A 24,876-nucleotide genomic window follows, 5' to 3' on the forward strand; every position below is an offset into this window, starting at 1 on the left:
AGAGATGGCTGATAACGGTGTAGATGCCGTCATGCGCGAGCGCGTGCGGCAGCAACTTAACGAGATAGAGCAACGGTTCAATGTGTCCGTGCTGTACGCCTGTGAGTCGGGCAGCCGGGGCTGGGGCTTTGCGTCGCCGGACAGCGATTATGACGTGCGCTTCCTGTATGTGCATAAACCTGACTGGTATTTGCGCGTCGAACCGCAGCGGGATGTGATCGAGCTGCCCATAGACGACGAACTGGACATAAGCGGCTGGGAGTGGCGCAAGGCGCTGGGTTTGCTGAAAGCGGCCAACCCCACGCTTATCGAGTGGCTGGATTCGCCGGTGGTCTATCAGCAGAGCGATACGGTAATCACGGAGCTGCGCGCGCAGGTACCCGCCTGGTTTTCACCCGTGCGTGCGCGCTGGCACTACTACTCTATGGCGCGTAAAAACTTCCGCGGTTATTTACAGGGCGAAGAGGTGCGGCTGAAGAAGTACTTTTACGTCCTGCGTCCGCTGCTGGCAGTGCGGTGGGTGGAGGCCGGAAAAGGGATGCCGCCGATGCGTTTTGCTGAACTGCTGGCGGGAAGCGAGCTTGATGCGCCATTACGTCAGGAAATCGATGCCCTGCTGGCAATAAAACAGCGTGCCGGGGAAGCGCAATATGGTCCCAGACGCCCTTTGCTGCACGCTTTCATCACCCAGGAGCTGGCGCGGGGCGAAAACCCGCCCACGCTGCCGGACAGCCGTCATGGCAAGGTAGCCTCGCTGGATGCGCTGCTGATGAGAACGGTGCTGGCAGGATAAAAAAAGGGCCCGGTTGTCCGGGCCCTTTTTTGTTATTCAAACAAGTTATGATGCAGTTTCTGCACGACCTGCTCGGCTTCATGGCCTGGTACCAAGAAGCAGAGGTTGTAGCTGGATGCGCCATAGCAAATCATGCGGATGTTAAACGGATCCAGCACGCCAAACACCTCTTTGCCCACGCCGCTGGCGCGGGACAGCTCGTTACCGATGATCGCCACCAGGGCGAGATCTTCTTCCACCTCGACGCGGCACAGCTCAGAGAGCTCCATCAGCAGAGATTGCGTCAGTAGGGTATCGCCGGTGGAGGTTGAGCCGGTGGTGTCCAGCGTCAGGGCGATGTTCACCTCTGAGGTGGTGACCAGATCAACCGAGATGCTGTGGCGCGCCAGAATGCTGAATACCTCGGCCAGGAAGCCGCGGGAGTGCAGCATGCTCAGGCTGTGCAGGGTCAGCAGGGTCTGCTTGCGACGCAGGGCGATGGCGCGGAACAGCGGTGGGTTTTCGGTGGTGTTGCACACCATGGTGCCGCCCGCTTTTGGATCCTTGCTGGAGCCGACGAACACAGGAATGTCGCTGCGCACTGCCGGCAGTAATGTCGCCGGGTGCAGCACTTTCGCGCCGAAGGTCGCCATCTCGGCGGCCTCTTCAAAGGCGATCTCGTCAATACGTTTTGCCGCCGGCACCACGCGCGGGTCGGTGGTGTAAATACCCGGCACGTCCGTCCAGATATCCACGCGGGAGGCGCGCAGCGCCTCGCCCAGCAGGGCTGCGGTGTAGTCGCTGCCGCCACGGCCCAGCGTGGTGGTGCGGCCTTTGGCTTCGCTACCGATAAAGCCCTGGGTGATGACAATCCCTTCCGCCAGACGCGGCGCCAGCTGTTGGGTGGTCAGCTCGGCAATGGCCTCAATATCCGGCTCGGCACGACCGAAACGGTCGCTGGTGCGCAGCACTTTACGCACGTCAAACCACTGCGACTGAACGTTACGCTCGCGCAGCACTTCGACAAACAGCAGGGTCGACATCAGCTCACCGTGGCTGACCAGCTCGTCGGTCAGGGCGGTGGAGGTGGCCAGAGAGGCGGCTTCGGCCAGGGTGATGATATTTTCCAGCAGGCGCTCAATCTCTTCGCTGATGACGCTCGGATCGCGCAGACGGCTAAGGATATCGAACTGAATTTTGTGCAGCGCTTCCAGCTTCGCCTGGCGCTCGCTCGCTTCCAGCCCTTCTGCCAGGGCTACCAGCATATTAGTGACGCCCGCCGAAGCGGACAACACCACCAGCCGGGTATTCGGATCGGCCAGCACCACATCGGCGCTGCGGTTCATGGCATCAAAATCGGCCACGCTGGTACCGCCAAACTTGGCGACAACAAAACTCGTCATAACAACCTCGTGTCAGGGAAGGAAAAAAGCGACCATGGCACAAGGACAAAATAGTTTTATCGGTGCAGGCGCAAATACCGTGTGTATAAATAAAATGTGCAGGGGATCCTGTCAACGCTGGGATTATGCGGATTTTTCATGCTGCATTCCATATGAGAAACAGGACTTATAACAGCTATACTTTTGGAGCTTTTGCACTGCACTTGATGCAAGCCAGGCCAATGGCATAAAAACCATCACAATTTTTAGCGGCAGAGGCTACAATCGACCGAGGTCACAATTCTCAATTCAGAAGAGTATTGCTATGAAAAATATCAACCCAACGCAGACTGCAGCCTGGCAGGCATTACAGAAACACTTTGATGAGATGAAAGACGTTACTATCGCGGAGCTGTTCGCGAAAGACGGCGATCGTTTCAATAAGTTCTCCGCGACGTTTGACGATCAGATGCTGGTCGATTTTTCCAAAAACCGCATCACTGAAGAGACGCTGGCAAAACTGCAGGATCTGGCGAAAGAGACCGATCTGAGCGGTGCCATCAAGTCCATGTTCTCTGGCGAGAAGATCAACCGTACTGAAGATCGCGCCGTACTGCATGTTGCACTGCGTAACCGTAGCAATACTCCAATCATCGTTGACGGCAAAGATGTGATGCCTGAAGTGAACGCCGTGCTGGAAAAGATGAAAACCTTCTCGGAAGCAATCATCTCAGGTCAGTGGAAAGGCTACACCGGCAAACCGATCACCGATGTGGTGAATATTGGTATCGGCGGCTCCGACCTTGGCCCATTCATGGTGACCGAAGCGCTGCGTCCGTACAAAAACCACCTCAACATGCACTTTGTCTCTAACGTCGATGGCACTCACATCGCCGAAGTGCTGAAAAAAGTGAACCCGGAAAGCACCCTGTTCCTGGTGGCGTCCAAAACCTTCACCACCCAGGAAACCATGACCAACGCCCACAGCGCGCGCGACTGGTTCCTGAAAACTGCCGGTGACGAGCAGCACGTGGCGAAACACTTCGCGGCGCTCTCCACCAACGCTAAAGCGGTCGGCGAGTTCGGCATCGACACTGCCAACATGTTCGAGTTCTGGGACTGGGTTGGCGGTCGTTACTCCCTGTGGTCCGCGATCGGTCTGTCTATCATACTCTCCGTGGGCTACGACAACTTTGTTGAGCTGCTCTCCGGCGCGCATGCGATGGATAAACATTTCTCTACCACGCCGGCAGAGAAAAACCTGCCGGTACTGCTGGCGCTGATCGGTATCTGGTACAACAACTTCTTTGGTGCAGAAACCGAAGCGATCCTGCCGTACGACCAGTACATGCACCGTTTCGCAGCCTACTTCCAGCAGGGCAACATGGAATCCAACGGTAAATACGTTGACCGTAACGGCAACGCCGTGGATTACCAGACCGGCCCAATCATCTGGGGTGAGCCAGGCACCAACGGCCAGCACGCGTTCTACCAGCTGATCCACCAGGGCACCAAAATGGTACCGTGCGATTTCATCGCCCCGGCTATCACTCATAACCCGCTGTCTGACCACCATCCGAAGCTGCTGTCGAACTTCTTCGCGCAGACCGAAGCGCTGGCGTTCGGTAAAGCGCGTGACGTGGTTGAGCAGGAGTATCGCGATCAGGGTAAAGATCCGGCGACCCTGGATCACGTGGTGCCGTTCAAAGTGTTCGAAGGCAATCGTCCAACTAACTCCATCCTGCTGCGTGAGATCACCCCGTTCAGCCTGGGCGCGCTGATTGCCTTGTATGAGCACAAAATCTTCACCCAGGGCGCGATCCTGAACATCTTCACCTTTGACCAGTGGGGCGTTGAGCTGGGCAAACAGCTGGCTAACCGCATCCTGCCTGAGCTGGGTGATAACCAGGATATTAGCAGCCACGACAGCTCCACCAACGGCCTGATTAACCGTTATAAAGCCTGGCGCGCATAATTCTGCTGCGGTCTGTCTGCCCGGTGGCGCTACGCTTACCGGGCCTACAAAACCCCCGTAGGCCGGGCAAACGGAGTGCCGCCCGGCAGATCTGCACAAAATATAAACAAAAAATATAGATCCCCGTCACATTTTTGCGTTATACAGGAATCTCGTCCCGGAGAATGAGGTGCTGTATGACATCCCTGACTCGCCCGCGTGTTGAGTTTATCTCAACCATTCTGCAGACCGTGCTGAACCTGGGTCTGCTGAGCCTTGGCCTGATCCTGGTCGTCTTCCTCGGTAAAGAGACGGTGCATCTGGCTGATGTGCTTTTCGCCCCTGAGCAAACCAGCAAATACGAGCTGGTTGAAGGGCTGGTGGTTTACTTTCTCTACTTCGAATTTATCGCCCTGATCGTCAAGTACTTTCAGTCTAGCTTTCACTTCCCGCTGCGCTACTTTGTCTACATTGGTATCACCGCGATTGTGCGACTGATCATCGTCGATCATAAATCGCCCCTCGACGTGCTGCTCTACTCGGCGGCTATCCTGCTGCTGGTGGTTACCCTCTGGCTGTGCAACTCGAAGCGACTGAAACGGGAATAAAAAAAGGGCGGCCCGAGGGCCGCCGAAAACAGTCACAAGTTTGGATCAAGACATCAAGGCAAAGTTGAGGGTTGCAGTGGAATAACAATGAAACTTAACCTTTCACGCCTCCCGCGGTCAGGCCGTTCACCAGCCAGCGCTGGGCCAGCAGGAAGACGACGGTGATCGGGATAGCGGAGAGGACAGCGGCTGCGGCAAAGTCGCCCCACAGATAGTTTTGCGGGTTGAGGTATTGCTGCATCCCTACCGCCAGGGTGTAGCTGTTCACATCACGCAGCAGCAGTGAGGCGACCGGCACTTCGGTGATGGCGGCGATAAACGACAGAATAAAGACCACCGCCAGAATCGGCACGGAGAGTGGCAGCAGCACCAGACGGAACGCCTGCCACGGGGTGGCGCCATCCAGCGACGCGGCCTCTTCCAGCGAGTTGTCGATGGTTTCGAAATAGCCTTTGATGGTCCAGACGTGCAGCGCGATCCCGCCGAGGTAGGCGAAAATCACCCCACCGTGGGTGTTCAGACCGATAAACGGCACATACTGGCCGAGGCGGTCAAACAAGGCGTACAGCGCCACCAGGGACAGGACCGCCGGGAACATCTGGAAAATCAGCATCCCTTTCAGCAGCGTCGCTTTCCCTTTGAAGCGCATACGGGCAAAGGCGTAGGCGCAGGTGGTGGAGAGCGTCACGATACCGATCGCGGTGATGGTGGCGACTTTCACCGAGTTCCACAGCCACAGCAGCACCGGGAACGGCGGCGGGGTGACGCGGCCATCAGCATGTTCCACGCTGAAGCCCAACGCTAACTTCCAGTGCTCCCAGGAGATTTGCTCCGGGATCAGGCTACCGGTGGCGAAGTTACCCGAACGCAGGGAGATGGCGATAACCATCAGCAGCGGGAACATGATTGCCGCGATAAAAATCAGCAGACCCAGGTGGGTGATCAGTAAACGTAATTTCTGCGATTTGGGTTGGACCATAGCCATTTTCAGTACCCTCCTTAGTCAAACTTCATGCGGGTTGCTTTCAGGTTCACGATTGCCAGCGCGCCCACCAGCAGGAAGATCAGGGTGGCAATCGCTGCCGCCAGACCGAAGTCCTGACCACCGCCGCCTTCGAAGGCGATGCGGTAGGTGTAGCTCACGAGCAGGTCGGTATAACCGGCTGGCGTAGTGGTGCCGAGACGGTCCGGGCCACCGTTGGTCAACAGCTGAATCAACACGAAGTTGTTAAAGTTAAAGGCGAAGCTGGCAATCATCAGCGGCGTCAGCGGCTTGATCAGCAGCGGGAGCGTAATCTTAAAGAAGTTCTGGAACGGGGTGGCTCCGTCCATGGCCGACGCTTCATACAGGTCATCCGGGATCGCCTTCAGCAGCCCCATGCACAGGATCATCATGTACGGATAGCCGAGCCAGGTGTTGACGATGATGATCATGCTGCGGGCGGTAGTCGGGTCGCTGAACCACGCCGGTTTGATACCAAACAGGCTGCTCAGCATCATGTTGATTTCACCAAAGCTCTGGTTGAACAGCCCTTTGAAAATCAGAATCGAAATGAACGACGGTACGGCGTAGGGCAGGATCAGCAGGACGCGGTAAATCGCTTTGCCTTTCAGGGCTTCCCACTGAACCAGGCAGGCCAGCACCATGCCAACGGCCACGGTCAGGATCACGGTCAGTATCGAGAAGACCACGGTCCAGACAAAGATGGCGAAGAACGGTTTCTGAATGCCTTCGTCGGTAAAGACGCGGGTAAAGTTATCCCAGCCGATGGTGACGGTATAGCCCGGGCTGAGCTTATCGTCGCCCCAGGTGCCGTCAGCATTCACGGACTGGTAGAAGCCGACGTCGTTATTCGGGCGGTACTTCACGCCGGTCTGGTTGTTGGTGAGCGTGCTGTCATCGCCCAGCGTGTACAGCGGGCGGGTGCCGGAGAACTGGCGCAGCGAGCTCATAATGACTTTGCTTTCGTCCGGCAGTTCAGCGGTAATCTGGGTCAGCGCCTGACGGTTCTGGGTGATGACGCGCAGGTTGGCGCGTTCCCCTTCCGGCAGGGCATCAGCTTCTTTCAGGGCCAGTTTCTGCTCGCCGCCAAATTTAAAGGCGTCGGAGACGTAATATTTGCCTGCGGCATCGTCGGTCAGCGCCAGCTTCCATTCGTCACCTGCGGGATAGAGACCAAAGTTAAAGGTCTTACCGGCCTGATAGGAACGATCCATCAGTACCTGCTGGGCGCGCTCCTGGGCGAGCTGGTTGGTGCTGCTGTAGTTGGTGAAAGCGATGGCGATGGTGCAAATAAGCGGGAACAGGACAAACAGCCCCATCCCGGCAACGCCTGGATAGACATAGCGCCAGGCGTAGGCTTTGCGGTTAGCAAAAATATAGAGGCCGACCGAGCTTAAAATCAGCGTCATGGCGGCAAACAGGTACTCCCCCTGGGCGTACATCAAAACAATAAGGTAACCCACCAGCAAACCCAGCAGACCAATCACTGACCATTTCAGCGTGTCGCTTTGCCACCAGTGTTTCTTTTTAACGACATCCATGGGGTTCTTCCTCTACAACTGTGAAAACTTATTGTCAGGTGGCGCTCCGCTTACCTGACCTACGGCTCGAACCGTAGTTGTAGGGCGGGTAAGCGAAGCGCCACCCGCCGCTTTTACTTACTTAGTGATACGACCCTGAGCATCTTTCAGCGCAGCATCCACAGTCTGACGACCGCTGGCGGCGTTGATCACCGCGGTACGGGTGGCGTACCAGAAGGCAGCCATCTGCGGGATGTTAGGCATGATTTCGCCCTTCTCGGCGTTGCTCATGGTGGCGGCGATACGTGGATCTTTCGCCAACTGCTCCTGGAAGGATTTCAGCGCGACGGCGCCCAGCGGTTTGTCCTTGTTCACTTCGTCCAGACCCTGATCGGTCAGCAGGTAGTTTTCGAGGAACTCTTTCGCCAGCTCTTTGTTCGGGCTGGCGGCGTTGATACCGGCACTCAGCACGCCAACGAACGGTTTAGACGGCTTGCCTTTGAAGGTTGGCAGCACCGCGACGCCGTAGTTGATTTTGCTCTTGTCGATGTTGGACCACGCCCACGGACCGTTGATGGTCATCGCGGTTTCGCCCTTGTTGAAGGCCGCTTCTGCGATGGAGTAGTCGGTATCCGCATTCATCTGTTTGTTCTTGATCAGGTCAACCAGGAAGGTCAGACCCGCTTTCGCGCCCGCGTTGTCCACGCCGACGTCTTTCACGTCGTATTTGCCGTTTTCAAACTTGAACGCATAACCGCCGTCGGCTGCAATCAGCGGCCAGGTGAAGTACGGCTCTTGCAGGTTGAACATCAGCGCGCTCTTACCTTTCGCCTTCAGCTCTTTATCCAGCGCCGGGATCTCTTCCCAGGTTTTTGGCGGGTTCGGTACGAGGTCTTTGTTGTAGATCAGGGAGAGCGATTCAACCGCAACCGGGTAAGCGATCAGCTTGCCGTTGTAGCGCACGGCGTCCCAGGTGAACGGGAACAGCTTGTCCTGGAAGGCTTTATCCGGGGAGATCTCGGCCAGCAGGCCAGACTGAGCATAGCCGCCGAAACGGTCATGGGCCCAGAAGATAATGTCAGGGCCGTCGCCGGTTGCAGCAACCTGTGGGAATTTCTCTTCCAGCTTGTCCGGGTGTTCAACGGTGACTTTAATGCCGGTATCTTTCTCGAATTTTTTACCCACTTCAGCCAGGCCGTTATAGCCTTTGTCGCCGTTAATCCAGATTACCAGCTTACCTTCTTCAATTTTGGCGAGCGCAGGTGCGGAAATCATCATTGCTGCAAGGGCGGACAATGCGAAAACGCGTGCGCCAGTCTTGATATTCATATCTGCCATCCTTTTTGGTGATGTGCTGTGGATACATTGAGGTGGTTCAACGTCGCTCAGTCTCCTTATTTGACATCCTCTTTCCATCCTCCTGGCCCCTACGCCCCACCCCCTCTTTATGTGATCTGCGTTGCATAAATTTCAGTTATGTGTCCTGGCGCACACAAAAGAGCGATGAATTTTGCCGGTGACATCACGAATTTTGCCTCCGCCCCCGGGGGGCGCTGGCGGAGTCCACTCTCTCATCCTCCCGCCTCCTCCCCCATAAAAAAGGCTGGGGGTGGAGGATTCGCGAAACGCCCCGATACCGCATAGTCAGCCCATATTGAATGTTTCTGTTGATGACAGGCTGTAACGAAGGGAGTAGGGCATGGCGAGCGTAGAACTGCGTAACGTAACGAAAGCCTGGGGTGACGTGGTGGTATCGAAAGATATCAATCTCGATATCCAGGAAGGTGAATTCGTGGTTTTTGTTGGCCCGTCAGGCTGCGGTAAATCCACGCTGCTGCGTATGATTGCCGGTCTGGAAACCATCACCAGCGGCGATCTGATGATTGGCGATACCCGCATGAACGATATTCCGCCTGCGGAGCGTGGCGTCGGGATGGTCTTCCAGTCCTATGCGCTTTATCCCCACCTCTCCGTTGCCGAGAACATGTCGTTCGGCCTCAAGCTGGCGGGCGCCAAAAAAGAGACCATCAACCAGCGCGTGACCCAGGTTGCTGAAGTGTTGCAGCTGGCGCATCTGCTGGAGCGTAAGCCGAAGGCCCTGTCCGGTGGGCAGCGCCAGCGCGTGGCGATTGGCCGTACGCTGGTGGCAGAGCCGCGCGTGTTCCTGCTCGATGAGCCGCTGTCGAACCTCGACGCCGCGCTGCGCGTGCAGATGCGTATTGAGATTTCCCGTCTGCACAAGCGTCTTGGCCGCACCATGATTTACGTCACCCACGATCAGGTCGAAGCGATGACTCTCGCCGACAAGATTGTGGTGCTGGATGCCGGTCGCGTGGCGCAGGTGGGTAAACCGCTGGAGCTCTATCACTACCCGGCAGACCGCTTTGTTGCGGGCTTTATTGGCTCGCCAAAGATGAACTTCTTGCCGGTAAAAGTCACCGCCACTGCCATCGATCAGGTTCAGGTTGAGCTGCCGAACCGCCAGCAGGTGTGGCTGCCGGTAGACAGCGTAAACGTCAACGTGGGGGCCAACATGTCCCTCGGGATCCGTCCTGAACATCTGCTGCCAAGCCACATCGCTGATGTGACCCTGGAGGGCGAGGTTCAGGTGGTTGAGCAGTTAGGTCACGAAACACAGATTCATATCCAGATCCCAGCCATTCGTCAGAACCTGGTCTACCGCCAGAACGACGTGGTGTTGGTAAAAGAGGGTGCCACATTCGCTATCGGCTTGCCGCCAGAGCGCTGCCATCTGTTCCGTGAGGATGGCACCGCATGTCGTCGGCTGCATCAAGAGCCCGGCGTTTAAGCAATCCCAATAATAAGCACGAAACCATCAGGTGAAGTGTTCAAAGAAAAGCAATGATCTCAGGAGATAGAATAATGATTACTCTGCGCAAAGTCCCTCTGGCACTCGCCATTGCGGCAGGCATCCTGTCTGCCCAGGCCGGCGCTGTAGACTTCAAAGGTTATGCTCGTTCTGGCATTGGCTGGACCGGGAGTGGTGGCGAACAACAGTGTTTCCAGGCAACAGGTGCACAGAGCAAATACCGTCTTGGTAACGAATGTGAAACCTATGCCGAACTGAAACTGGGTCAGGAAGTGTGGAAAGAGGGCGACAAGAGCTTCTACTTCGACACCAACGTAGCCTACTCTGTTTCTCAGCAGAACGACTGGGAATCAACCAGCCCGGCCTTCCGCGAAGCTAACGTGCAGGGTAAAAACCTGATTGAATGGCTGCCAGGTTCCACTATCTGGGCCGGTAAGCGCTTCTATCAGCGTCATGACGTTCACATGATCGACTTCTACTACTGGGATATCTCCGGTCCTGGTGCAGGTATCGAAAACATCGATCTGGGCTTCGGTAAACTCTCTCTGGCAGCGACCCGTTCTTCTGAGTCCGGCGGCTCTTCTGCATTTGCCGACTTCGATGCAAATGGCGACCGTATTTACGACAATATCGTACCAAACGATGTCTTTGACGTTCGTTTAGCCGGTATGGAAATCAACCCAGGCGGTACGCTGGAGCTGGGCGTTGACTACGGTCACACCAACATTCCTGACGACTACTACCTGCAGCCTGGCGCCTCTAAAGATGGCTGGATGTTCACCGCTGAACACACCCAGAGCATGCTGAAAGGCTTTAACAAGTTTGTTGTTCAGTACGCAACAGACTCCATGACTTCTAACGGTAAAGGTATTCCGCAGGGTGCGAGCCTGAACAACGACGGCTCCATGATCCGCGTTCTTGACCACGGTGCTGTCACCCTGGCTGACCAGTGGGATCTGATGTACGTCGGTATGTACCAGAACATCGACCTGGACAACAACAACGGTACCGAGTGGTGGACCGTCGGTGTTCGTCCGATGTTCAAATGGACGCCAATCATGTCCACCTTGCTGGAAGTGGGCTACGACAACGTCAAATCTCAGAAAACTGACGACACCAACAGCCAGTACAAAATCACCCTGGCCCAACAGTGGCAGGCTGGCGACAGCATCTGGTCCCGTCCGGCTATCCGCGTCTTCGCAACCTACGCCAAGTGGGATGAGAAATGGGGTTACGCGAACAATGGCGATGCAGGCTACACCTCTGGCGTAGCGTACAACGACACCTCCGCGAAAACCTTCAGCCGTGGCGACAACGATGAGTGGACCTTCGGTGCCCAGATGGAGATCTGGTGGTAAGTCGTAACACCTGATGTATTGACCTAAAAGAGGGGCGCAAGCCCCTCTCTTCATAGGGTGCTGCGCGCTATTGCCTGGCCACCGCAGTGCTAACGCAATCTGAGGTAAACATAATGAAAATGAAAAAAAGTCTCGTCGCGCTGTGCCTCTCCGCAGGTCTGCTGGCAGGAGCTCCTGCCATCACGCTTGCGAACGTCAATTTCGTCCCACAAAACACCAGCGCTGCGCCTGCGGTTCCGGCAGCCGCGCTGCAACAGCTGGTCTGGACGCCTGTCGATCAGTCCAAAACCCAGACCACCCAACTTTCTACCGGCGGCCAGACCTTAAACGTGGCGGGGATCGCCGGCCCGGTGGCGGCGTACAGTGTGCCGGCTAATATCGGCGAAATCACCCTGACGCTGACAAGCGTGGTGGAGAAACAGACCAGCGTATTTGCACCGAACGTGCTGATTCTGGATCAGAACCTGACGCCGTCTGCCTACTTCCCAAGCGAATACTTCACCTACCAGGAGCCGGGCGTAATGAGCGCCGATCGTCTGGAAGGGGTCATGCGCCTGACGCCAGCCCTGGGTCAGCAGAAACTGTACGTCCTGGTCTTTACCACCGACAAAGATCTGCAGCAAACCACCAAACTGATCGATCCGGCGAAAGCCTATGCCAAAGGCACCGGCAACGCCGTACCGGATATTCCGGACCCGATTGCCCGTCATGTGACGGATGGCCAGCTGAAGCTGAAAGTCTCCACTAACAGCACCTCCAGCGTGCTGGTCGGTCCGCTGTTTGGCTCCTCCGGTCCTGGCCCGGTCACCGTAGGCAATACCGCGGCACCGGTCTATGCTGCGCCAGCGGTTGCACCTGCTGCGGCTCCGGCTGCCGCGCCAGTCGTTGCCCCGGCCCCGGCGAAGAAGAGCGAGCCGGTACTGACCGATACCGAAGCCTACTTTAATCAGTCCATTAAGCAGGCAGTCGCAAAAGGTGATGTCGATAAAGCGCTGAAACTGCTGGATGAAGCAGAGCGTTTAGGCTCGACCACTGCCCGTTCCACCTTTATCAGCAGTGTAAAAGGCAAGGGGTGACCGTCTCCCCACAATGCTGATTTTGTCAGTAGTTTGGTGCGCCCCTATGGGCGCACTTTTTTTTGTGATTTACACCGCTGTTGCATCTCTGTTGCGATAATGTTCGCTAACTCACGTTTGCCCGCCCCCATTAGGCGTTTCTGCGATACAATAGCTTTACGTTATGTATTGGAGAGACTGGCATGTCACACCCCGCGCTTTTGCTCCTGCGTGCGCTGCGTTATTTTGACGAAATCCCTGCGCTGGAACCGGAGCAGCTCGACTGGCTGCTGCTGGAAGATTCCATGACTAAACGTTTTGAGCAGCAGGGCAAGAACGTCACCGTTACCCTCATTCAGGAGGGATTCGTCACGCCTGACGCGGTGGTGGATGAGCTGCCATTATTGCCGAAAGAGGCGCGCTACTGGCTGCGGGAGATCCTGCTCTGTGCCGACGGCGAGCCGTGGCTGGCCGGGCGCACGGTGGTGCCAGAATCCACTCTTACCGGGCCGGAGATGGCGCTGCAGCAGATGGGCAAAACCCCGCTGGGACGCTATCTGTTCACCTCCTCCGAGCTGACCCGCGATTTTATTGAAATTGGACGCGATGCCGGATTATGGGGACGCCGTTCCCGCTTGCGCTTAAGTGGTAAACCCTTAATGCTGACCGAGCTGTTTTTACCGGCGTCACCGTTGTACTAAGAGGAAGAGAAAATGGAGTGGAGTCTGACGCAGAACAAGCTGCTGGCGTACCACCGCCTGATGCGAACGGATAAGCCGATCGGTGCGCTACTGCTGCTGTGGCCGACCCTGTGGGCGCTGTGGGTAGCAACCCCCGGGCTGCCGCCGCTGTGGATCCTGGCGGTATTTGTGGCGGGTGTCTGGTTGATGCGAGCCGCGGGCTGTGTGGTTAACGATTATGCCGATCGCAAATTTGACGGCCACGTGAAACGCACCGCGAATCGTCCGCTGCCGAGCGGTGATGTCACGGAGAAAGAGGCGCGGACGCTGTTTGTGGTGCTGGTCCTGCTCTCCTTCCTGCTGGTGCTGACCCTCAACACCATGACCATCCTGCTCTCCGTGGCAGCGCTGGCCCTGGCCTGGGTCTACCCGTTTATGAAGCGCTATACCCATCTGCCCCAGGTGGTGCTGGGCGCCGCCTTTGGCTGGTCGATCCCCATGGCCTTTGCCGCCGTCAGCGAAAGTGTGCCGCTGAGCTGCTGGCTGATGTTCCTGGCCAATATCCTCTGGGCGGTGGCCTACGATACCCAGTACGCGATGGTTGACCGCGACGATGATCTGAAGATTGGCATTAAATCGACGGCCATTCTGTTTGGTCGTCAGGACAAGCTGATCATTGGGATTTTGCAGGTCGCGGTGTTGGCACTGATGATGGCAATTGGTTACCTGAACCAGCTGAACGGGGCATTTTACGGGGCGGTTGCGGCGGCGGGTGTGCTCTTTATCTACCAGCAAAAGCTCATTGCCAACCGCGAACGCGAGGCCTGTTTTAAAGCCTTTCTCAATAACAACTATGTCGGGCTGGTATTGTTCCTCGGCCTGGCGGTGAGTTACTGGGCATAAAAAAGCCGGGTGGCGGCTTCGCCTTATCCGGCCTACAATCTGGCAAACCCTGTAGGCCCGGTAAGCGTTAGCGCCACCGGGCGTTTTTTATTCGCCCTGCGTCGCGCTCTCAATCGTTAAGCGCACGTCAGAGGTGATCAGCTCTGCCAGCATCTGGTAAACCTTCATCGTCTCTTCCGGCTCGGCATCACCGCTGTCACTGATATAACCCTCATCACGTAGCGTCAATACCAGCGAACTGAAGACCGCTTTGTCGAAGAACTCCGGCGCGTTGATACCGTGCAGCATCGACAGACGCTGGGCCAGAGTACGGCTCTCTTTCTCCAGCGTACCGCGGTTGATCGACGGGTTGGCGCTCAGCAGCCAGAAGGTGATGGCGTAGCGCTGCACAGTCTCGCGCGCACCCGCCGCCAGCAGCTGTAGCGTGCGTGAGCGGGACGGGTTGATCACCAGAACGTCCTCTTTCTGCGTCATCAGCCCCTGGCGGACCAGCTCTTCAGTATGCTTATCCAGCACCTCTGCCAGCTCGTCGCTGTTCCAGCGCAGGAACAACTCGGCTTTCAGCATCGGGTAGAGAGCGGTGACATGCTCCAGCAGCGCCTGACGGCTGATCTGGCGATGCTGGGTCACGATGGCGGCCATCAGCGAAGGCAGCATCAGCATATGCGCGATGTTATTGCGGTAGTAGGTCATCAGCACCGCCTGCTCGCGCGGCAGAATGATGATATCGCCGATCGTGTCTTTCTCGACCTCGAACTTGTTCATCTGCAATGCGTGATCGATGAGCTCGCTGGCGCTGGCCGTCGGCACCGTGGCATCGGCGGCGTAGGGCACGTTGCGCATCAGGTTCAGGTAGCAGTCGATCTGCTCGGTCAACTGCTCGCGGGTAAGCGAGCGCTGGCGTGAGGCAAGCAGGGCGGTACAGCACAGGTTCATAGCGTTCGCCGCCCCGGCGTTGTTAATGCGTACCATCAGATCGGCAGCAATGGCGTTCACCGTCGGCGTCAGCCAGGCCGGACGCACCGCTTCGATCGGATCGATGGACTCACGCCACTCCGGTACACGGTGGTTGAGGTAGGTCATCAGCGGCATCGGCTCGCCGAAGTTAACATACCCCTGGCCGAGGTTACGCAGCTTGCTCAAACCACGCAGCATCTGCAGCAGGCTCTCTTTCTCTTTGGTGGCGCCGCGCAGCTCTTTGGCGTAGGTGCCCACTTCCATCACGTGCTCGTAACCGATGTAGATTGGCACCAGGGTGATAGGACGCGTACCGCCGCGCAGCATCGCCTGGATAGTCATCGACAGGGTGCCGGTCTTCGGATCGAGCAAACGCCCGGTACGGGAACGGCCACCCTCCACAAAGTACTCAACGGAATAGCCGCGGCTGAACAGCTCGCCGAGATACTCGCGGAAGACGGTGGAGTAGAGCTTGTTACCTTTAAAGGTACGGCGAATAAAGAACGCACCCAGACGGCGGAAGATCGGCCCTGCCGGCCAGAAGTTGAGGTTAATGCCCGCCGCAATGTGCGGTGGCACCAGCCCCTGGTGATAGAGCACGTACGAGAGCAGCAGGTAGTCCATGTGGCTGCGGTGGCAGGGGACGTAGACAATTTCATGGCCGTCATGGGCCAGCTGGCGCACACGCTCGGCGTTGTGCACGTTAATCCCCTGATAGAGACGGTTCCAGGTAAAGCTCAGGATACGGTCGCTGAGGCGGATCATCTCGTAGGAGAAGTTGGCGGCAATCTCTTCCATCAGGGCGATGGCGTTTTGCTGCGCCTTCTCATGGGAGATCTTTTTGCTGCGCGCTTCGTCTTCGACGGCACGGGCAATGGCTTTCGACGCCAGCAGCTTATTGAACAGATCCTGGCGAGCAGGCAGGCGCGGGCCTACCGCGGCAAGACGCTGGCGGGCAAAGTGCATACGCGCCACGCGGGCCAGCTTCTGGGCGATGGTTTTATCCGTGCCGTGCTCATCGGCCATGCGGCGCAGGGAGACGGAAGGTGAAAAACGGACAAAGCTGTCGCGGCCCAGCCAGTTGACGGCGAAAAACTTCTGCACCCCGTTGAGCATGCGCAACGGCGGATTCTCTTCGCCTTTATCGCGCCCCGGACGACGGCCAAACATCACCGATACCGGCACCATCTGCACATCCAGCAGCGGGTTGCTGCGGTGCAGGTCGAGGTAATCATGGAACAGCTTAATGGACTCTTCTTTCGGCGTGTACCAGGTGAATACGCGAGGTCCGCCGTGGATAAAGATGTAGCGTGGCAGTTGGGTGCCGTCGATCTCCAGCGGCTCCAGCGGATCCGGGAGATCGTGCGCCAGGCATTGGGCGCGGAGCGTCAGCAAGTCGGCCTTCGAGTTGTAAGGCAAAACGTACATAATAGGACGCGAGGTATCGAGTCCCAATTCCAGCGTGGGAACCGCCGGAATAGACTTGCTTTTTACCAGGACGCTTAATGGTAAATTAAGTAATTTGTAGTAAATTCGTGGCCAGCCAGACATAAACGATGTAAAGCCTCTGGTTAAAAATGCAATTGCGGCGCAAGGATAACAGAAAGCGCGCAAAATTTCTGTTGTTACCCGTCATACTTCCGGCGGCAGCGCAGCGCGCTTAAGCCACCGTTTCTGACGCTATTTTCGAAGAAAGGTTTCTTTTAATGGCCAACAATACCACTGGGTTAACCCGAATCATTAAAGCTGCCGGCTATTCCTGGAAAGGCATTCGTGCTGCCTGGATCAATGAAGCCGCTTTTCGCCAGGAGGGGGTAGCAGTCATCGCGGCGATTATTATTGCCTGCTGGCTGGATGTTGATCCCATCACCCGCGTACTCCTGATTGGATCGGTAATGTTGGTGATGATAGTCGAAATTCTGAACAGTGCGATCGAGGCGGTGGTCGACCGCATTGGCAGCGACTTCCATGAGCTTTCGGGCCGGGCGAAAGATATGGGCTCTGCCGCTGTGCTGATGGCGATTATCGTTGCTCTGTTTACCTGGGTCACGCTGCTTTGGGGGCATTTGCGATAAGCCTTCAGAAACCGAACAAGTCTCTGGTTTTTTATGCGGTTTGTGGTTCCAAAATCGCCTTTAGCTGTATATACTCACAGCATAACTGTATATACACCCAGGGGGCGGAATGAAAGCGTTAACGACCAGGCAGCAAGAGGTGTTTGATCTCATTCGGGATCATATCGGCCAGACGGGTATGCCGCCGACGCGTGCAGAAATCGCGCAGCGTCTGGGCTTCCGTTCTCCAAACGCCGCTGAAGAGCACCTTAAAGCCCTGGCGCGTAAGGGTGTGCTTGAGATTGTCTCCGGCGCGTCTCGTGGTATTCGTCTGCTCGTTGAAGCAGAAGAGGGCCTTCCGCTTGTCGGTCGTGTCGCCGCCGGGGAACCGCTGCTGGCGCAACAGCATATTGAAGGCCACTATCAGGTCGATCCGGGCATGTTCAAACCGAGCGCGGACTTCTTGCTGCGCGTCAGCGGGATGTCCATGAAGGATATCGGCATTCTCGACGGCGATCTGCTGGCGGTACATAAAACGAAGGATGTGCGCAACGGCCAGGTCGTTGTGGCGCGCATAGATGATGAAGTGACCGTTAAGCGTCTGAAAAAACAGGGCAACACGGTACAGCTGCTGCCGGAAAACAGCGAGTTTTCCCCGATTGTTGTCGATCTGCGTGAACATAACTTTTCCATCGAAGGGCTGGCGGTAGGCGTCATCCGCAACGGTGAATGGTTATAACCTCTTTCTGACAGACTGCGGCAACCCCGCAGTCTGCTTTTCTTTTTTCTCCCGGTCATACACATGTCTCTGCTGACTGCTTCAGACAAGGCGTTGTGGCGTCTTGCCCTCCCGATGATCGTCTCCAATATCAGCGTCCCGCTGCTGGGGCTGGTGGATACCGCCGTTATCGGCCATCTCGACTCTCCGGTCTATCTGGGCGGTGTCGCCATCGGCGCCACGGCAACCAGTTTCCTGTTTATGCTGCTGCTCTTTTTGCGTATGAGCACCACCGGTCTCACCGCTCAGGCCTATGGCGCGAAAGATCCGCTGCGTCTGGCCCGGGCGCTGGTGCAGCCGCTGATCCTCGCGCTCGGCGCCGGTCTGCTGATTGTGCTGCTGCGCACACCGCTTATCGATCTGGCGCTACATATCGTGGGTGGCAGCGAGGATGTCCTGCATCAGGCGCGGCGCTTCCTTGAGATCCGCTGGCTCAGCGCCCCGGCATCGCTGGCTAATCTGGTGCTGCTCGGCTGGCTGCTGGGGGTGCAGTATGCCCGGGCACCGGTGATCCTGCTGGTGGTGGGTAATCTGCTCAATATCGTGCTGGATCTATGGCTGGTGATCGGGCTGAAAATGAACGTGCAGGGGGCCGCCCTGGCGACCGCTGTCGCCGAATATGCCACCCTGTTGCTTGGCTTGTGGATGGTCTGGCGGGTGCTGGCTCTGCGCGGCATTTCCCTGGCGCTGCTGAAAGCGAGCTGGCGCGGCAATATCCGCAAGCTGCTGGCCCTGAACCGGGACATTATGCTGCGCTCGCTGCTGCTGCAACTCTGTTTCGGCGCGCTGACGGTGCTGGGCGCGCGTTTGGGGCCGGAGATTATCGCCGTTAACGCCGTGCTGATGACGCTACTCACCTTTACCGCCTACGCGCTGGATGGTTTTGCCTATGCGGTTGAAGCGCACTCCGGGCAGGCCTATGGCGCCCGGGAAAGCGGCCAGCTGCGCGAAGTATGGCGGGCAGCCTGCCGTCAGTCTGGCATGGTGGCGCTGGCCTTCGCGCTTGTCTATGCCCTGGCGGGTAACCCGATCGTGGCGCTGCTGACTTCGCTGCCAGAGCTGCGCGCGCTGGCGAGCCATTATCTTGTCTGGCAGGTGATTTTGCCGGTGGTGGGGGTCTGGTGCTATTTGCTCGACGGCATGTTTATCGGCGCAACCCGTGGCGCAGAGATGCGCAACAGTATGGCCGTCGCGGCCGCCGGGTTTGGTCTGACGCTGTTCACCTTGCCCTGGCTGGGTAATCACGGCCTGTGGCTGGCCCTGAGCGTTTTCCTGGCGCTGCGGGGGCTCTCTCTGGGCTGGATCTGGCGCCGGCACTGGCGCAACGGCACCTGGTTTCAATAACGGCTTCACCTTACTGAATGGTAAAAGATTCCGAATAACAAACCCAACGCCGCACGCTTATCTATAATTATTATCACGTCCAGCACGAAATCTATTTCAGGACGAACTTATCCTTAACGACCGAGCGAAGAGGAATCGATGATGAATAAAGACCAAGTCGGCGGTAACTGGAAGCAGATCAAAGGTAAAGTAAAAGAACAGTGGGGCGACCTGACTGACGATGACATGACCGTTATCGAAGGTAAACGTGACCAGCTGGTGGGGAAAATTCAGGAACGCTATGGTTATGAGAAAGACCAGGCGGAGAAAGAAGTTGGTGACTGGGAAACCCGTAACAACTATCGCTGGTAATTCAGCTCTACCCGCAGGTACACGGATGTACGCCCAGGGCGACCTTCAGGTCGCCCCTTTTTTTATGCTCAGCGCGGCTTCTTTTTCAGCTGGATAGAGTGGTCATGCTGGCAATTTTCCTGATGGCGGCAGGCCTCGACTTCTACGCAGTTGCGGCACAGACCGTGCGCTTCAATCACGTTGTGACGCAGGGCAAATCCCATCTTCGCCGCCAGAGTATGCATGATGTCTTCCACCCCTTCCGCGCCTTCTTCCTTCACGCTGCCGCAGCGATCGCAAATAAACATCGCTGAGGTGTGGGTAGGCTGATCGAAAAGGTGGCACAGCACATAGCTGTTGGTCGATTCCACTTTATGCACAAAACCCTGCTCAAGCAGAAAATCGAGCGCCCGGTATACGGTAGGGGGCTTCGCCTGCGGCTCGCTTTCGCGCAGCAGATCGAGCAGGTCGTAAGCGCTGATGGCCCCGTTTTGCAGGCTCAGCAGGCGCAACACTTCAAGGCGCTGCGGAGTCAGGCGCACATTGCGTTGCGCACAGAGCTTTTCGGCTTGCGCTAACAGTGCCTGCATTGTGGTCGTTTCCATTTTGCACCTCGAATAACGTGGAATAACAAACCGCCAGTTTACCATGTTCTGGCCTAAACGCCGAGATCCAGCAGGTGTGCTACCCTGACGAAAAACCACGGGGGACCAAAAGATGAAAAGACCGGACTGTATTCGACACTGGCGTGAGGTAGAAGGGGCCGACAATTCAACCTATCCCGATAGCACAGAGCGTTTCTCCATTGGCGCGCCCCTGGCTCGAGCGCTTGGCTTAGGCCGCCTCGGTATTCACCATGAACGTCTGCCGCCTGGGCGTCGTACCTCCTATCCACATGCCGAAAGCGATGAAGAGGAGTTTATCTTTGTGCTGGAGGGTTATCCCGAAGCCTGGATCAACGGGTATTTATGGAAGCTGGAGCCGGGGGACAGCGTAGGATTTCCGGCCGGGACGGGGGTTTGCCACACCTTTATTAATAACACCACTGAAGAAGTGCGGTTATTAGTGGTGGGCGAAGCCAATAAAAAATATAACCGAATTTATTATCCGCTAAATGCAGTATATGCCGCCACCCGTGAAGATCTCTGGATCGATCACCCGCCACAATTTTTTGGTCCGCATGATGGAAAACCCGGGCGAAAATAAATTCTTGTTCTATACCTATTTAAAGCAATAAGGAAATCAATAGCTTATCTAATACTAAAGTTTAAGACATATTTAGCTTCTAATACTTTTTTCACAGAGGACGTATTTCCCTGCGCGGCGTATAGCCGCCGGGGTTAATTTACCCAAAATAAGTCAGGTGTCCTGTGAAAATAAAACTCAAACTTTCTGTGGCGGGAATTGCCATCGGTATTCTTTTGTCTCATCAGGCTGGAGCCACAAATACCTGGACGGAAGCACGCGGCGATGCAATGGGCGGAACAGGCGTTGCATCGGCCCATTATGGCAGCGGGGTGTTAATTAACCCGGCGCTGTTGGCAAAATCAAAAGAGGAAGATGATGTCACCGTCATTTTCCCCTCCGTGGGAGCGCAAATTAGCGATAAAGACAATTTGCAGGATAAGATCGATGAAATCAGCGATGAGATCACCGACGATCGGCAGATGATCGACGATCTGACCGTGGCGCAGATCGCCGCCGATCCGCAAGGCACGCTTAGTGAGCTGCAGAGAGCCGCCGGCAGCCTTGCCGATCAGCTGGAATTTCTTGATGGCAAAACGGCGCATGCCAACGCCGGCGGCGGGATAGCCGTGAGCATCCCGGGTTCCGGCCTGTCGCTGGCGTTTGTCGCCAAAGCTAATGCCCATGCCCGCGTCAGCTCAGAAATCGATCCTCAGGACATCGATTTTTTACGCCGATTGCAGGGTAGCCCGGGAATGACCAACCAGATGGCGCTGAGCGCGGCGCGCAACGGCAGCGACGTGATTACCCGCAATCTTAACTCTGTTGCCATGGGCAGAGGGGCCATCGTCTCCGATTATGGCGTGGCGATTGCCCGTCAGTTTACGGTAAGCGACCTGCCGGTTTCGGTGGGCGTCACGCCGAAACTGCAGCAAACCTGGCTCTATAACTACACCACCTCCATTTATACCTACGACAGCGGCGACTTTAACAGCAGCCGCTACCGTAACGACGATACCAGTTTTAACGTCGATGTCGGCGTGGCGGTGGACTTTGGTGAGAACTGGACGGTGGGCCTGAGCGGGCAGAACCTCTTATCACGTGATATTGATACCAATGACATCCGCATTCTCAACGGGCGTACCGGGCAGGTGGTGAGCTATCAGGACACATACCAGATCCGCCCCCTGGTAACGGCGGGTGTCGCCTGGCATACCGGCCTGCTTACCCTCAGCGCCGATGGCGATCTGACCGAAACCCGCGGCTTTAAGAGTGAAGAAAACGCGCAGTATGTCGGCGTGGGGGCAGAAGTGACCCCGCTGAGCTGGCTGGCGGTACGCGCAGGCTTTCGCGGTGACGTGAGGGGCACCGACAGCAACGTCTTCACGGGCGGGTTAGGCTTTGCGCCGTTTAATACCGTGCATATCGATTTGACCGGTATTTACGGGGAAGATGAAACCTGGGGGGCCGGGGCCCAGTTGAGCCTGACCTTCTGAAGGCATCCGGAGGCGCTCGGCCTCCGGCGAATATGTGCTATAGTAGCGCCCCATTTTCACCAGATGCTTAAAACTTCGCCATGTCGTCAGAAAACTCGTCCCGCTATCCTGCCCACCGTTTTTCCATCGCGCCGATGCTCGACTGGACAGACAGACATTGCCGCTACTTCCTGCGTCTGCTGTCGCGCCACACCCTGCTCTATACCGAGATGGTGACCACCGGGGCGATCATTCACGGCAAGGGTGACTATCTCGCCTACAGCGAAGAGGAGCATCCGGTGGCGTTGCAGCTGGGCGGCAGCGATCCGGCGGCGCTGGCGCACTGCGCGAAGCTGGCTGAGGCGCGTGGCTACGACGAGATTAACCTCAACGTCGGCTGCCCTTCCGATCGCGTGCAGAACGGCATGTTTGGCGCCTGCCTGATGGGTAATGCGCAGCTGGTGGCCGACTGCGTGAAAGCGATGCGCGACGTGGTCTCCATTCCGGTGACGGTAAAAACCCGCATCGGCATCGACGATCAGGATAGCTACGAATTTCTCTGTGATTTCATCGGTACGGTGGCTGGCAAGGGGGAGTGCGAGATGTTTATCATCCATGCCCGCAAAGCCTGGCTCTCTGGCCTGAGCCCGAAAGAGAACCGTGAGATCCCGCCGCTGGATTACCCGCGCGTGTATCAGCTAAAGCGCGATTTCCCTCAGCTGACCATGTCCATTAACGGCGGCATCAAGTCCCTTGAAGAGGCGAAAGGGCATCTGCAGCATATGGACGGCGTTATGGTGGGCCGTGAGGCGTACCAGAACCCGGGCGTGCTGGCGGCGGTAGATCGCGAAATCTTTGGTGTGGACGTTGCCGATCGTGACCCGGTGGCGGTGGTGCGGGCGATGTACCCTTACATTGAGCGCGAGCTGAGCAACGGCACCTATCTGGGCCACATCACCCGTCATATGCTGGGGCTGTTCCAGGGTATTCCGGGGGCGCGCCAGTGGCGCCGTTACCTGAGTGAAAACGCCCATAAAGCGGGTGCCGATATCGAGGTGCTGGAGCAGGCGCTGCGTCTGGTGGCAGACAAACGATAATTTTCACCAATACTTCGTCAAATTCACCACGCCCGGCACCGCATTGCCGGGCGTTTGGTTTCATTATCAAGAGGTTATTTGTGGCACGGATCTTGTAACTATCACATCAGCGTATCGTTGTGATGCATTTGGGAGAGAGCCATGCTGGAACTACTTTTTGTGATTGGATTTTTTGTCATGCTGCTGGCAACCGGCGTCTCGTTGCTGGGGATCATCGCCGCACTGGTGGTTGCGACAGTGGTGATGTTTATCGGGGGACTGTTTGCCCTGATGTTGAAACTGTTGCCGTGGTTGCTGTTAGCCGTGGCGGTGGTGTGGGCAATACGGGCGATTAAATCGCCAAAACTTCCACGCTATCAGCGCAATAACCGTTTTCGTTACTAAGGTATTGAGCGGTTCGTCACATCCTTGCAACTTTTACGGCATCATCACTTAGAACAGAATAGGATTTAGTTATCGAATCTGTCACTATGACCGCCGTTAAAGAATTCATCGCGCTGTACCCTACATACAGCCGAACTAAAAAAAAGCAAAGCAAGAAAGGGCTTCCCAAGGGAAGCCCAATTTTTTATCAAGGGATAAGCAAACTCGATCCCTGCGTCGCCCGGCTCTCCAGCGCTTCATGCGCGCGTTGCGCATCACTCAGCGGATACTTCTGCGCCTCGGCCACATCCACCTTAATGACCCCGCTGGCAATCAACGAGAACAGCTCGTTGCTGGCCTCGACCAGTTCGTCATGGTTGGTGATATAGCCCTGCAGCGAAGGACGGGTGGCAAACAGCGACCCCTTCTGGTTAAGAATGCCGAGGTTAACGCCGGTCACCGGGCCGGAAGCATTGCCGAAGCTGACCATCAAGCCGCGACGTTGCAGGCAGTCCAGCGAGGCTTCCCAGGTGTCTTTCCCCACCGAGTCATACACCACACGCACCTTCTTGCCGCCGGTGATCTCTTTCACCCGCTCAACAATGCTCTCTTCACGGTAGTTAATCACCTGCCAGGCACCCGCCTGTAGCGCGCGCTGCGCCTTTTGCGCATTACCCACCGTGCCGATGAGTTTAGCCCCCAGCGCTTTTGCCCACTGGCAGGCGATCAGGCCCACACCGCCGGCGGCAGCGTGGAACAGAAACTGTTCGTCAGGTTTGATTTCGTAGGTTTTGCGCAACAGGTAGAAGACCGTCAGCCCCTTCAGGAAGGAGGCGGCTGCCTGCTCATAGGAGATGGCGCCGGGCAGAATCGCTGCTTTATCTGCCGGGACGTTATGGACCGAGCTGTAGGCGCCGAGAGCCGATTGCGCATACACCACGCGATCGCCCTCTTTAATATGTTTTACCGCACTACCGACTTTCACCACCACGCCCGCCGCCTCGGTACCCAGACCGCTCGGCAGAGCAGGGGGCGGATAGAGCCCGCTGCGGATGTAGGTGTCGATGTAGTTAATACCAATGGCTTTGTTTTCGACCTGGACTTCGTTCTCCCCAGGCGCGGTGGGAGTGAACTCTACCGCCCTGAGAACGTCCGGGCCGCCGTGTTTATGAAATTCAATACGCGTTGCCATGCTCCCTCCATTAGAATTAGAAAATATGGTAATCTT

Annotated in this window: 23 protein-coding genes; 16 read left to right on the forward strand and 7 right to left on the reverse strand. The window is 56.7% G+C overall.

Translation table 11 applies throughout. The features are described 5' to 3' along the window. The first annotated feature begins 4 nt into the window (after positions 1 to 4). Positions 5 to 793 (forward strand): nucleotidyltransferase domain-containing protein, encoded by a 789-nt coding sequence (locus C2U54_RS06100; protein ID WP_103177832.1) that lies wholly within the window; start codon positions 5 to 7, stop codon positions 791 to 793. Positions 794 to 825: 32 nt separating this feature from the next. On the opposite strand, the gene lysC is transcribed toward C2U54_RS06100, so the two are convergent. Next, positions 826 to 2,175 carry a lysine-sensitive aspartokinase 3 gene (lysC, locus tag C2U54_RS06105; protein WP_103177833.1) on the reverse strand — a complete coding sequence of 450 codons (1,350 nt, stop codon included), beginning with the start codon at positions 2,173 to 2,175 and terminating at the stop codon, positions 826 to 828. A gap of 304 nt (positions 2,176 to 2,479) precedes the next feature. Between lysC and pgi the strand changes: the two genes are divergently transcribed. Both pgi and psiE read left to right on the forward strand, forming a co-directional pair. Then, positions 2,480 to 4,129, forward strand: a complete 1,650-nt coding sequence (gene pgi / locus C2U54_RS06110) for a glucose-6-phosphate isomerase (protein WP_103177834.1) — start codon at positions 2,480 to 2,482, stop codon at positions 4,127 to 4,129. Between the two features lie 176 nt (positions 4,130 to 4,305). Then, positions 4,306 to 4,716: a phosphate-starvation-inducible protein PsiE gene (gene psiE / locus C2U54_RS06115; protein ID WP_103177835.1), complete on the forward strand. Its 411-nt coding sequence runs from the start codon at positions 4,306 to 4,308 to the stop codon at positions 4,714 to 4,716. Between the two features lie 94 nt (positions 4,717 to 4,810). Here psiE and malG read toward each other — a convergent pair whose 3' ends face one another. From malG to malE, 3 genes are all read right to left on the reverse strand, one after another. Next, positions 4,811 to 5,701 carry a maltose ABC transporter permease MalG gene (malG, locus tag C2U54_RS06120; protein WP_032615951.1) on the reverse strand — a complete coding sequence of 297 codons (891 nt, stop codon included), beginning with the start codon at positions 5,699 to 5,701 and terminating at the stop codon, positions 4,811 to 4,813. A gap of 14 nt (positions 5,702 to 5,715) precedes the next feature. Next, entirely contained in the window at positions 5,716 to 7,260 is a 1,545-nt protein-coding gene (gene malF / locus C2U54_RS06125) for a maltose ABC transporter permease MalF (protein ID WP_103177836.1), read from the reverse strand. Between the two features lie 117 nt (positions 7,261 to 7,377). Further along, positions 7,378 to 8,568 (reverse strand): maltose/maltodextrin ABC transporter substrate-binding protein MalE, encoded by a 1,191-nt coding sequence (gene malE, locus C2U54_RS06130; protein ID WP_139156313.1) that lies wholly within the window; start codon positions 8,566 to 8,568, stop codon positions 7,378 to 7,380. Between the two features lie 370 nt (positions 8,569 to 8,938). On the opposite strand from malE, the gene malK reads away from it, so the two are divergent. The 5 genes from malK to ubiA all read left to right on the forward strand — a co-directional run bounded on the left by malK (position 8,939) and on the right by ubiA (position 14,065). Next, entirely contained in the window at positions 8,939 to 10,048 is a 1,110-nt protein-coding gene (gene malK / locus C2U54_RS06140) for a maltose/maltodextrin ABC transporter ATP-binding protein MalK (RefSeq protein ID WP_103177838.1), read from the forward strand. Positions 10,049 to 10,119: 71 nt separating this feature from the next. Then, the gene (locus C2U54_RS06145) at positions 10,120 to 11,427 is read left to right on the forward strand and encodes a maltoporin (protein ID WP_103181013.1); all 1,308 of its coding nucleotides are present in this window, start codon (positions 10,120 to 10,122) and stop codon (positions 11,425 to 11,427) included. Between the two features lie 113 nt (positions 11,428 to 11,540). After that, on the forward strand, positions 11,541 to 12,503 hold the full coding sequence (gene malM / locus C2U54_RS06150; RefSeq protein WP_103177839.1) for a maltose operon protein MalM: 963 nt from the start codon (positions 11,541 to 11,543) through the stop codon (positions 12,501 to 12,503). Between the two features lie 182 nt (positions 12,504 to 12,685). Next, complete coding sequence (gene ubiC / locus C2U54_RS06155; RefSeq protein ID WP_103177840.1) at positions 12,686 to 13,183, forward strand: chorismate lyase; 498 nt, start codon at positions 12,686 to 12,688, stop codon at positions 13,181 to 13,183. A 12-nt stretch (positions 13,184 to 13,195) separates the two neighbouring features. Beyond that, entirely contained in the window at positions 13,196 to 14,065 is an 870-nt protein-coding gene (gene ubiA, locus C2U54_RS06160; protein ID WP_103177841.1) for a 4-hydroxybenzoate octaprenyltransferase, read from the forward strand. A gap of 87 nt (positions 14,066 to 14,152) precedes the next feature. Here the strand turns inward: ubiA and plsB are convergent, their stop codons facing one another. After that, positions 14,153 to 16,573 (reverse strand): glycerol-3-phosphate 1-O-acyltransferase PlsB, encoded by a 2,421-nt coding sequence (gene plsB, locus C2U54_RS06165; RefSeq protein ID WP_103177842.1) that lies wholly within the window; start codon positions 16,571 to 16,573, stop codon positions 14,153 to 14,155. A 155-nt stretch (positions 16,574 to 16,728) separates the two neighbouring features. Here plsB and C2U54_RS06170 point away from each other — a divergent pair, with 155 nt between their 5' ends. The 4 genes from C2U54_RS06170 to C2U54_RS06185 all read left to right on the forward strand — a co-directional run bounded on the left by C2U54_RS06170 (position 16,729) and on the right by C2U54_RS06185 (position 19,549). Then, positions 16,729 to 17,097: a diacylglycerol kinase gene (locus tag C2U54_RS06170; protein ID WP_103177843.1), complete on the forward strand. Its 369-nt coding sequence runs from the start codon at positions 16,729 to 16,731 to the stop codon at positions 17,095 to 17,097. 109 nt (positions 17,098 to 17,206) lie between these two features. Then, positions 17,207 to 17,815, forward strand: a complete 609-nt coding sequence (gene lexA, locus C2U54_RS06175) for a transcriptional repressor LexA (protein ID WP_103177844.1) — start codon at positions 17,207 to 17,209, stop codon at positions 17,813 to 17,815. Between the two features lie 63 nt (positions 17,816 to 17,878). After that, a complete protein-coding gene (gene dinF / locus C2U54_RS06180; protein WP_103177845.1) occupies positions 17,879 to 19,198 on the forward strand; it encodes an MATE family efflux transporter DinF in 1,320 nt (439 codons plus the stop codon). 141 nt (positions 19,199 to 19,339) lie between these two features. Beyond that, positions 19,340 to 19,549, forward strand: coding sequence for a CsbD family protein (locus C2U54_RS06185; protein ID WP_103177846.1), 210 nt, complete (start codon positions 19,340 to 19,342; stop codon positions 19,547 to 19,549). 68 nt (positions 19,550 to 19,617) lie between these two features. On the opposite strand, the gene zur is transcribed toward C2U54_RS06185, so the two are convergent. After that, entirely contained in the window at positions 19,618 to 20,133 is a 516-nt protein-coding gene (gene zur / locus C2U54_RS06190; protein WP_039031935.1) for a zinc uptake transcriptional repressor Zur, read from the reverse strand. 112 nt (positions 20,134 to 20,245) lie between these two features. Here zur and C2U54_RS06195 point away from each other — a divergent pair, with 112 nt between their 5' ends. From C2U54_RS06195 to pspG, 4 genes are all read left to right on the forward strand, one after another. Then, positions 20,246 to 20,734, forward strand: coding sequence for a cupin domain-containing protein (locus C2U54_RS06195; protein WP_103177847.1), 489 nt, complete (start codon positions 20,246 to 20,248; stop codon positions 20,732 to 20,734). A 164-nt stretch (positions 20,735 to 20,898) separates the two neighbouring features. Next, positions 20,899 to 22,209, forward strand: coding sequence for a conjugal transfer protein TraF (locus tag C2U54_RS06200; protein WP_103177848.1), 1,311 nt, complete (start codon positions 20,899 to 20,901; stop codon positions 22,207 to 22,209). Positions 22,210 to 22,289: 80 nt separating this feature from the next. Next, positions 22,290 to 23,285 carry a tRNA dihydrouridine(20/20a) synthase DusA gene (gene dusA, locus C2U54_RS06205; protein WP_103177849.1) on the forward strand — a complete coding sequence of 332 codons (996 nt, stop codon included), beginning with the start codon at positions 22,290 to 22,292 and terminating at the stop codon, positions 23,283 to 23,285. Positions 23,286 to 23,426: 141 nt separating this feature from the next. Beyond that, complete coding sequence (gene pspG / locus C2U54_RS06210) at positions 23,427 to 23,669, forward strand: envelope stress response protein PspG (RefSeq protein WP_039031939.1); 243 nt, start codon at positions 23,427 to 23,429, stop codon at positions 23,667 to 23,669. Positions 23,670 to 23,856: 187 nt separating this feature from the next. On the opposite strand, the gene C2U54_RS06215 is transcribed toward pspG, so the two are convergent. Beyond that, a complete protein-coding gene (locus C2U54_RS06215) occupies positions 23,857 to 24,840 on the reverse strand; it encodes a quinone oxidoreductase (RefSeq protein ID WP_103177850.1) in 984 nt (327 codons plus the stop codon). Positions 24,841 to 24,876: the final 36 nt, after the last annotated feature.

This window comes from Leclercia sp. LSNIH1 (assembly GCF_002902985.1).
Lineage (GTDB): Bacteria > Pseudomonadota > Gammaproteobacteria > Enterobacterales > Enterobacteriaceae > Enterobacter.

What these genes read in the sequence shown, in the direction of transcription:
- C2U54_RS06195 (WP_103177847.1), top strand. Translation starts at nt 20,246, where the DNA reads ATGAAAAGACCGGACTGTATTCGACACTGGCGTGAGGTAGAAGGGGCC.
- C2U54_RS06215 (WP_103177850.1), bottom strand. Translation starts at nt 24,840, where the DNA reads ATGGCAACGCGTATTGAATTTCATAAACACGGCGGCCCGGACGTTCTC.
- psiE (WP_103177835.1), top strand. Translation starts at nt 4,306, where the DNA reads ATGACATCCCTGACTCGCCCGCGTGTTGAGTTTATCTCAACCATTCTG.
- pspG (WP_039031939.1), top strand. Translation starts at nt 23,427, where the DNA reads ATGCTGGAACTACTTTTTGTGATTGGATTTTTTGTCATGCTGCTGGCA.
- malM (WP_103177839.1), top strand. Translation starts at nt 11,541, where the DNA reads ATGAAAATGAAAAAAAGTCTCGTCGCGCTGTGCCTCTCCGCAGGTCTG.
- plsB (WP_103177842.1), bottom strand. Translation starts at nt 16,573, where the DNA reads ATGTCTGGCTGGCCACGAATTTACTACAAATTACTTAATTTACCATTA.
- pgi (WP_103177834.1), top strand. Translation starts at nt 2,480, where the DNA reads ATGAAAAATATCAACCCAACGCAGACTGCAGCCTGGCAGGCATTACAG.
- dinF (WP_103177845.1), top strand. Translation starts at nt 17,879, where the DNA reads ATGTCTCTGCTGACTGCTTCAGACAAGGCGTTGTGGCGTCTTGCCCTC.
- dusA (WP_103177849.1), top strand. Translation starts at nt 22,290, where the DNA reads ATGTCGTCAGAAAACTCGTCCCGCTATCCTGCCCACCGTTTTTCCATC.
- C2U54_RS06100 (WP_103177832.1), top strand. Translation starts at nt 5, where the DNA reads ATGGCTGATAACGGTGTAGATGCCGTCATGCGCGAGCGCGTGCGGCAG.
- malG (WP_032615951.1), bottom strand. Translation starts at nt 5,701, where the DNA reads ATGGCTATGGTCCAACCCAAATCGCAGAAATTACGTTTACTGATCACC.
- C2U54_RS06185 (WP_103177846.1), top strand. Translation starts at nt 19,340, where the DNA reads ATGAATAAAGACCAAGTCGGCGGTAACTGGAAGCAGATCAAAGGTAAA.
- zur (WP_039031935.1), bottom strand. Translation starts at nt 20,133, where the DNA reads ATGGAAACGACCACAATGCAGGCACTGTTAGCGCAAGCCGAAAAGCTC.
- malE (WP_139156313.1), bottom strand. Translation starts at nt 8,568, where the DNA reads ATGAATATCAAGACTGGCGCACGCGTTTTCGCATTGTCCGCCCTTGCA.
- lexA (WP_103177844.1), top strand. Translation starts at nt 17,207, where the DNA reads ATGAAAGCGTTAACGACCAGGCAGCAAGAGGTGTTTGATCTCATTCGG.
- C2U54_RS06170 (WP_103177843.1), top strand. Translation starts at nt 16,729, where the DNA reads ATGGCCAACAATACCACTGGGTTAACCCGAATCATTAAAGCTGCCGGC.
- ubiC (WP_103177840.1), top strand. Translation starts at nt 12,686, where the DNA reads ATGTCACACCCCGCGCTTTTGCTCCTGCGTGCGCTGCGTTATTTTGAC.
- malF (WP_103177836.1), bottom strand. Translation starts at nt 7,260, where the DNA reads ATGGATGTCGTTAAAAAGAAACACTGGTGGCAAAGCGACACGCTGAAA.
- lysC (WP_103177833.1), bottom strand. Translation starts at nt 2,175, where the DNA reads ATGACGAGTTTTGTTGTCGCCAAGTTTGGCGGTACCAGCGTGGCCGAT.
- malK (WP_103177838.1), top strand. Translation starts at nt 8,939, where the DNA reads ATGGCGAGCGTAGAACTGCGTAACGTAACGAAAGCCTGGGGTGACGTG.
- ubiA (WP_103177841.1), top strand. Translation starts at nt 13,196, where the DNA reads ATGGAGTGGAGTCTGACGCAGAACAAGCTGCTGGCGTACCACCGCCTG.